Below are 8205 nucleotides of genomic sequence, written 5' to 3'. Positions count from 1 at the left end.
CAGAACATTCATATGCTGGTTTTTTATTTCTTATAAACTTCAAGGGTTTTCAAAGCGATGGAAATAGTTAGGATTTAAAAAGAAAAATCATTCTTTAGCATTAGTAAAAGGATTTCCTGCTATAAATTAACACATGAAATATCATATATGACGTATATTTTTGACTTAGCATTTTTGAAAGTTTTTTATCTATTGCTAAATTTAACCATGGTTTTCTCATACAATCTACCTGTTTGATTTAGCGGGAAGAAAATTATGGATCAATTCCGCCATTTTCTTTACCTGGTTTTCCCGGGTATATTTCATAATTTCCTCTTCTATTCCACTGTAACTCACCCGTCCGGTTTGCTTCCATTCGTTGTATTTTTCGGTGATAAAGGTACAAACTTCCTGCGGCGTATTGGTGGAAATCCCTGCCCGGGTTCTTTTCAGGAGCCGGTCAACCACTCCGTCATTATCACCAGGAGCAAACAGAATGGGACGACGGGCACCAAGATATTCAAAGATTTTACCTGAATATACTCCCAATGTACCTTGCCAGGAGGCAACGATTAAAATAGAGGAAGAGTATTGTATGCGATAAACTTCTTCTTTATCCAACCAGCCATTAATCATTAAATATTGTTCAGGAATAAATGATTTTATTGTTTTAATAATATCATTCGCATCTTTCCTGACTCCTGCAAATACTACCCTGAAATTATCAGGCTTTTGTTCAGAACTAAATTTCCTAACTCCACTGGCAAAAACCGACCAATCCTGATTGCAGTAAAGACGGCCGGTTGAAGCAATCTGAAAAAGCTGAGTCTTTTCCTGCTCAATAGCTTCATAATCTATGGCCTCAAATCCATTGGTAATTTCGAAACCTTTGCAATTAATAAGGCCGGCATAATAATCAGCCAATAATTGAGAAGATGCTGTAATTAACTTTGTGTTCTTAAGCCATTTTGTAAAAGCTTTTTTTTTCAAATTATTGATTATTCTCCTTTTCAACGTTGGTCTATAGTCTTGGTTCAGTATGTTATTATCATATAAATCCCTAAAGTCAACTATATAAGGTATTCTGAAATCTTTATGGAGTAAGTATGCCAATCTAACATGAAAGTGCGGGCTGTCTATTGCCAATATCATGTTGTAAGAATTGTTTTTCAGGTGATTTGATAAAAAACTTTTATAATTGGCATGATGACTTAATAAATGCATATCAAAATGGCCCAGGCAGTTCATCAGCAGGGTAAAAAGAGGGCTAAGTAATGGAATTCGCTCAATGGATTTTTGAAACCACTGTAAAGGAGTTATATACCTTGGCAATCTTACCACACGGTGGGATTTATATTGTTCAGTTATGGGTTTTTCGTAAGGTTTGTGATTTTTATACCCTATCAATTTACCTTGGCCATCATACTCCTTTTCATATCTATCGGTAACAATGGTGGGGAAAATACCGAACTTATGAAAATGTCGTGCGTATGCCTCGGAACGACGGGCAGCGATGATGTTATCGGGCGGGTAGTGGTAGGAAATGATTAAAATATTTCTCATTTCTGATTAGAATCAATTGTCTTTAATGATAAAGCAAAATTCGTATAATTTTCTATAGCGTTAAAATTGTTTAAATAGAAATTTCGCACTCCTTTTCTAAATTCTAGTTTATTTAAATCACTTTTAGCGAAAAGATTTATCTCTTTTGCCAGGTATTCCGGCGAAATTGATTCCGGCAAAAGAATGCCTGTCTGCTTATTTACAATTTCACTTGTTCCTCCCACATTTGTTGCCATAACAGGGATACCAAAACTAATGGACTCCATAATTGAAACAGGGAGTCCTTCGCTTTTACTAACATTGACAAAAAGGTTAACCTGATTGTTTTGATAAAAATCCAGAATATGAAGATTGGTTACTCTTCCCTTTAGACTGACTTTAATATTTTTTGGTAAACTTTCAATCAATTTTCGAATAGTACTCCTCTCATCACCATCTCCAAAATGTATCCATCTTACTGGAAATGCGACTTTCTGCAAGGCTCTGGCTATTAAATCTACTCTCTTAATTGGCACCAGGTTGCTGCAACTAACAATAATAAACTCTTTGTTAAAATTTAATGGATTTAAGATCCCATGGTTGATTACTCCCAGATAGCTCAAAGTAATCTTATTTCTAAACCTCTTCTGAAGATTCAGATAATTGTAACCATGTGCAGAAATTGTAAAGCATTTATTGCAGTTTAAAAGCACAGAATATTTAAATGGAATAATTCCGTATTTTCTTCTTTCCTCATATAAATCAAAACCATGTGTGCGAAAAATATATCGAGAAATAGAACTTTTATATTTTAAAATACTCAATGCAACAGCTGAAACATCCATCCAATAACTGTAAAAAAGAGCATTTCTAAGATTTTCATCATCAATAATCTTTTCAAGGCCTTTTGAAAAAAACAACGAAGTCTTAAAAATACTTACATGAGCCCTAAAATTTTTTAGATATAAAATTTTTCTTGATTGGAAATAGAAATCAATTAAGAACAATTTACAAAAAACAATAAAGTTCCTAATCAACAGCAAATTACTTACTCTGGCACTTTTTCTTATCGAATGAATAGTCACATTTTCAGGGACTGTCCTTATGATTCTATGAGGTAAAGAAAAAGGTACTATTCTGATTTTAGAAAAATGTTCAGACAAAATGGTGATCTCACTTTCCAGAAATGTCTCTCCAGTTCCATATGGAAACTCATTGGTTAATAAAACCAGTTGATCATTATCGTTTACCATACATTTTCTTTTTTATCTTCAAAAGCAATCTTTTCAATATAGATTTTGGAATATAAGTGAGTTCTTTGAATTCTGTTTGATCAGATACTCGTTTCAGAACAATACTTTGGTAATCATTTTCAAACCATTGAGAATGAGTTTCCAGATGAAAAATGAATAACCCATGGTGATAAATATTTTTACAAAGCAAATCCGTATAAATTGGTTGGTCAATAATTTGAAGGATTTTGGGTTTATGTTCTATACACCAGCTAAGATAATAGGGATTGGGAATGTTAATGTAAACAAAGCCACCTGGCTTTAAGAGTTTTTGGATTTTTTGAAATAAAAAGTTATGTTCTGAGAGAGGAATATGTTCAATTACATCGGGCAGCACAACAACATCAACAACCATCTCTGTTTGCAGATCCAAAAAGTTTCCTGTAATAAATTTTATATTCTTGTAGTTAATTAGACGTTTTTGAGCAATCTTTATACTTTCAGGGCTTATATCATTTGCCAACAGAATTCCATCGTTTAAATAATCAGCCAAAAGTCCGGTTAATGTTCCAATACCGCATCCAATCTCAAGTACTTTTTGATCATTTTTTAGTCCAAATCTAACCAATCCTTTCATAATATGGTTATGCCTTCGTGTAACGTTTGCTTCTAATTGACGCGAAGCATAACCATCATAAAACTCACTGACGTTTTTCATATTTTAGGAAAATATCAAGTTATTCAGCACCCATCTTAAGCTATTAAAAAAAATTACCGATCCCGAACCCCAAATAAATACCTTTACTATAATAGAATATGGATTTTGCTTTAAAAATGAGAATATAATAAAAATCAATACAAAAATTGCAATTATCCCTGCCAGACTAAACAATGCAATTGTAATTAAAACATCATTAATGATAAAAATTCCAATGTAAAGAGATATAACTCTTAATAGAAATATCAATCCACTGTTTATTAGTCCATATTTTTCTTTTCTTATAATTGCGAGGACAGATGAAATTGGTGATACAGCAAGTCGAAAGAGGTAAAAAACACTTAAAAGTCTGCAAATTGTACCTGCCATTTGCCAGTTATTACCAAAAACAAAAACAAAAATGTAATCACCAAATGCTGATAACAATCCAAAAGGAATGAGACCTGCAAGCAACAATTTTAAAAATGCATCTTTTGTGATAGATCCAACTCTTTCGGGATTTGTATTTTGTGTTTCAGCTGCCTTTTGTGTGAAAACAGGTGAAATTGCATTTCCGAAAAGCCTTAAAGGCATATCAAGCATTGCAAGTGAAAAAGTATAAAAACCAACCATTTCAAAACCAAATGAAGATGCAAACAAAAAAATAGGAAGTTGTCCTGCCAAAAGATTAATATAGTTTCCTGGTAATAAAAATAAGGGGTAGCTTCTAAACTCCTTTAGTGCCCAAATCATTTTTTTATAAGACCATGATTTAAATAATAAATTATAATTCGCGCCAATTATTACTCTAATTTGTAAAAATAATCCGAAAAGCTTTCCTGTTAATTCGCCAATGACCAATCCGATTGATGACCCTTTGCTTAAAATTCCGTATAATAAATTAAATATTCGTCCCACTAAACCTGTAACAAAACCAACCTTTACCGTTTTTTTAAATAATTTCAAGCGTACAATCCAATTGCTGTTAATCTGTATTATTCCCAACAAAAAAACTGTTGGTCCAACCAAATAATACCACCATTGCACCCCATCATGATCAAACAACTTTGCTATATTTTGACCAAAAAAAACAAAAGCAGTTGAAACGACTAATGAAGAAAAAATAGTTAGAAACAATGTCAATTGAAGCAATCTCGAAAACTCTCGTTCTTTTTTAGGGATTACAAAAGCATTTGGCAACATCAATAGTGAAAACATGCTAATATTTGCCACAACAGCCATATATAATCCAAAAACCCCATAAGCCTCAGGAGAGTATATTCTGGCCAATATCGGTGAGAAAATCAATTGAAGTAATATACCATAAGCATTTCCCGAAATTGTGTAGGTGATATTCTGAATAAAGGAACCCTCCTTTTTTACATCTTTAATCCGGGTAATTATGTCACTGAAATGCTTCTTCAATTTTTTCCCCAAAAATAGTGTTTATTTCGGTGTTATTGCGTAGTTAATGCCATACAAAAGAAGTAATTTTGATTGCTGATCAAATAACTTAAATATGTGAAAATAATAATCCGATAATTTTTACTATTTGGAAATTTAGGGATCTTGTTTGAATGACAAAGAAAATAAGAGATGTGGTTAGCCGAATTGCAATGAAACAACTTATTACATTTTTTTTCGTAATTTACTCATTTACAATCTGTGCGTTTGTTAATATTCCGTATCAGATAAATCCAAAAAACAACTCAGTATTTAGCTCAGGTACCTTAATATTTACCTGGAATCAAACTGAAGGGAACTTAAGTTATCATTTTCAAATTTCAGAAAATATTGAATTTATCCCACTTGTTGCAGATGAGCTAATTTCAGATGAAACGGAAATCGAATTTGATTTTTCCGAATCGGGTCAATACTTTTGGCGTCTAAGAAGTTGTGATAATGGAGATTGTTATGAATGGTCACCTGCTTATTCCTTTACAATTTTTAATCCTTCTGACATTTCAGAAAATATTCTTTGGCTTGATGCTGGAGGAGAAATCCTAAAGAACGACAATTCAGTATATCAATGGATTGATATGAGTGGTAATGGGAATCACGCAGAACAAGCAGAAACACTAAATCAGCCCATATTTATTGAAAATGCATTTAATAATAAACCTGCGATTGATTTTGACGGAACTTCTCATTTTTTCACAGGAACAGAACTAAATAACATTCATCAATCTTCTTTTACAACATTTATTGTAGCCGATGGTGGTACTGTAAGTGGAAGCCTACAGCTTCCTTTTTTTCTTATTAGTCCTTTCCCAGATGGATATTGGATCACAAGAAATGTTGGAAATCAAAAATTTAATGTAATAAATCGAAATTTTCAATCATCATCGGGAGATCTTTTTAACAGTGGTTTCTCAAAAAAAATTTTTCAAACAAAAAAAACAATTAACACGCAGTTACAAGGGTATATTAATACACATGAAGTTTTTTCGACAACTGCTTCAAATGCTATTTCTCCATTTACTAACAACAATTATCATATAGGATACGCCAATTATCAATTCATAGGTTACTATAAGGGAAAGATTGCAGAAATATTAATATATAATAAAGCAGTTAATGATCAAGAAACTCATTTGATTAATACCTACTTAAGGCAAAAGTATTCGAAGCAGCTCGACCTTGGTGAAGATGTAAAAGTAGATTATGGCTTTGAACCGATAAGTATAATTGCTCCTGAAGGTTTTACTAATTATTTATGGTCTAATGGGTCAATAAATAATTCAATTATAGCCAATGAGACTTCATTGATTTGGTTAACAGCAAATGATAGTTTTGGGTTAAATACAAGTGATACAATAAGAGTATTCTTTCCAAACGTAAATTTAACTGCAACGAATAGTATCATTTGTAAGGATAGTACAGTGTTTCTAACCACCAAACTTCCGAATCCCGAACTCTATTCATTTGAATGGTCAAATGGAGCAGGAACCAGCTTAATTGAAGTTGAACAGCCAGGTAATTATTGGGTAAAGGTGACTGATACCCTTGGTTATTATAATTATTCAGATACAATTTTCCTCGCTTTAGATGATTTTGCTTCAAATATAAGTCTTGGCCCTGACATTGAACTTTGCTCAGGAAATTCAATAGGTCTGGTAGAAACTGATCCAGATTCCGAAATTATTTCATACTTGTGGAATACCAATGAAATAACACCTGAAATCGTTATCACGCAAACTGGAAATTACACACTTACAGTCATTAATGAAAATGGTTGTATAGCTGAAGATAGCATTTTTGTAGAAATAATTGGAACAGCACCGTCTGTTGATTTTGGTGCAACAACAAGTTGTCTTGGCACAGAAACTATTTTTACTGACCTTTCAGAGCCCGCAGAGGACGATGAATTAAATAGCTGGTTGTGGGAATTTGAAAATGGGTTTATTTCTAATGAACCTAATCCTAATTTTACATTTAACGAACCTGGTATTTTTGATGTGACACTAACAGTTATTGCAAACTCTACCTGCCAGGCAAGTATTGTAAAGCCTGTTGAAGTGCTTTTTTCACCTCAGGCAATTTTTTCTAAGGATACTACATGTATAAATATACCAGTTCAGTTAATCGATCAAAGTTTGCCTCATTCGGATGGTGAAATTATCTCTTGGATGTGGGTTTATAACGAAAACATTTTTTCAACTGAACAGAATCCTTTTATAACCTTTGAAAAACCAGGATCTTTTGAAATAACTCTTATAGTTGAATCTTCTAACGGGTGCACAGATACCACTAGTAACTTTGTATATGTGTACTCGAATTTTCAACCTCCAACAAACTTTTCTTTAATACACCCTAAAAATAACCAGATAATTGAGCATGGCTTTATACATTTTTCATGGAATGAATCCAGTTTCGCATCTTATTATAGCTTGCAGGTGGCATTGGATGAATCATTTGAAGATATCATAATAGAAGTAGATGGTCTTGAGGATACCAATTATTCTCTCGAAATAGGACATGGTAAATATTATTGGAGGGTAGCTGCATTTAACTTATGCATGGATAGTACTAGATCTGAAATTATTAAATTTATATCCTTAAACCCTGTCTTTATTGATGGTTTAAGTCTATGGCTTCGGGGAGATGTTTTTGATTCCATTGATAATAAGGTAACGCAGTGGACTGACTTAAGTGGAGAAAACAATCATGCGTTGCAAATGATTGCATCACAACGTCCTGGCATAACTACATTCTTGAATAAACCAGCACTGGATTTCACACCTAATCAATACCTGATCATTGATGCAGTCCAGGAACTCAACCCTGAAAACTTTACTTATATTGCTTTGGGTGAAAGAAGGGGAACAACAGCAGGAGCAATTATTTCTTCAGTAATACCTTCTTGGTGGGGCACTCAGATTTCAACCACTTCTGCAGCATTTCAATTTTTCAAAGGCAATGGTACCATAAGCTCTTTTGCTACAAACTATGATATGAGCCGACCTTGGCTTGTTAAGTTTAATAATAATAACCCAAATGGAGAAATTTATATTAATAATTTATTTCACGGAAACTTCTTAAAAGAAGTTTCATACTCAGAGCTAAGTAATATAACAATTGGAAGAAGTTCTGCAGGTACATCTGCAAATTATTTTAACGGGAAACTTGCAGAAATACTCATATTCAATAGAGCACTTGATGAGACCGAACTAAACAAAATTACAGGATATATTCAAGCGAAATACTCCCCCCCCATCAACCTTGGCCCTGACCGCAACACTACCTACGGCTTCT

At 33.1% G+C, this 8205-nt stretch carries 5 protein-coding genes; 1 reads left to right on the top strand and 4 read right to left on the bottom strand.

Going from position 1 to position 8205, the window contains the following annotated elements:
- Nucleotides 1-225: 225 nt before the first annotated feature.
- Genes EA412_01310 through EA412_01295 form a run of 4 tightly spaced genes read right to left on the bottom strand, consistent with a single transcriptional unit; the run spans nt 226 to nt 4887 of the window.
- On the bottom strand, nt 226-1542 hold the full coding sequence (locus EA412_01310; protein TVR82714.1) for a hypothetical protein: 1317 nt from the start codon (nt 1540-1542) through the stop codon (nt 226-228).
- Nucleotides 1539-2774 carry a glycosyltransferase gene (locus tag EA412_01305; GenBank protein ID TVR82713.1) on the bottom strand — a complete coding sequence of 412 codons (1236 nt, stop codon included), beginning with the start codon at nt 2772-2774 and terminating at the stop codon, nt 1539-1541. The genes EA412_01310 and EA412_01305 overlap by 4 nt, the downstream gene beginning before the upstream one ends.
- On the bottom strand, nt 2761-3471 hold the full coding sequence (locus EA412_01300; protein TVR82712.1) for a class I SAM-dependent methyltransferase: 711 nt from the start codon (nt 3469-3471) through the stop codon (nt 2761-2763). The genes EA412_01305 and EA412_01300 overlap by 14 nt, the downstream gene beginning before the upstream one ends.
- Nucleotides 3472-3474: 3 nt before the next feature.
- On the bottom strand, nt 3475-4887 hold the full coding sequence (locus EA412_01295) for a hypothetical protein (GenBank protein TVR82711.1): 1413 nt from the start codon (nt 4885-4887) through the stop codon (nt 3475-3477).
- A gap of 140 nt (nt 4888-5027) precedes the next feature.
- Between EA412_01295 and EA412_01290 the strand changes: the two genes are divergently transcribed.
- On the top strand, nt 5028-8205 hold a 3178-nt coding region (locus EA412_01290), incomplete at its 3' end, for a PKD domain-containing protein (GenBank protein TVR82710.1).

This window comes from Chitinophagaceae bacterium (genome assembly GCA_007695095.1).
Taxonomy (GTDB): domain Bacteria; phylum Bacteroidota; class Bacteroidia; order Chitinophagales; family REEL01; genus REEL01.
This window is presented reverse-complemented; position numbering and strand designations above follow the sequence as displayed.